1 pseudogene is annotated in these 515 nt (G+C 69.5%); it reads right to left on the bottom strand.

The window, feature by feature from the left end:
• Positions 1 to 515, bottom strand: a pseudogene (locus ACXJ3V_RS20805) (Re/Si-specific NAD(P)(+) transhydrogenase subunit alpha); the annotation flags it as partial.

Genomic DNA, 515 nt, shown 5'->3' with positions numbered 1-515 from the left:
GGCGATGGCCTGCAGGCCGGCMACGCCGACRCCGAGGATGACGACCCGGGCSGCCTTSACGGTGCCCGCGGCGGTCATGAGCATGGGAAAGAAGCGCTGGTACTTGTCGGCGGCGATCATGACGGCCTTGTAGCCGGCGATGTTGGCCTGCGACGACAGCACGTCCATGCTCTGCGCGCGCGTGGTGCGCGGGGCGGCCTCGAGCGCGAAGGCGGTGAGCCCTGCTGTCGCCAGGCGCTGCAGGCCGGCGGCATCGAAGGGGTTGAGCATGCCGATGACGACGGTGCCCGGTTTCATGAGCGCGATCTCGCGGTCGTCGGGGCTGCGCACCTTGAGCACGATGTCGGCACCGAAGGCGCCCGCGGCATCGCTGATCTCGGCACCGGCGGCCTGGTAGGCGACGTCGGTGACGCTGGCGGCCACGCCAGCGCCCGTTTGCACCCGCACCCCATGGCCTTGGGCGATAAGTTTCTTAACTGTCTCGGGCGTGGCTGCAACCCGGGTTTCGCTCGGAA

The sequence above is a fragment of the Microbacterium sp. P5_E9 genome, from assembly GCF_054049175.1.
Note: the sequence above shows the minus strand (reverse complement) of the source record. Positions and strands in the feature narration are given on the sequence as shown.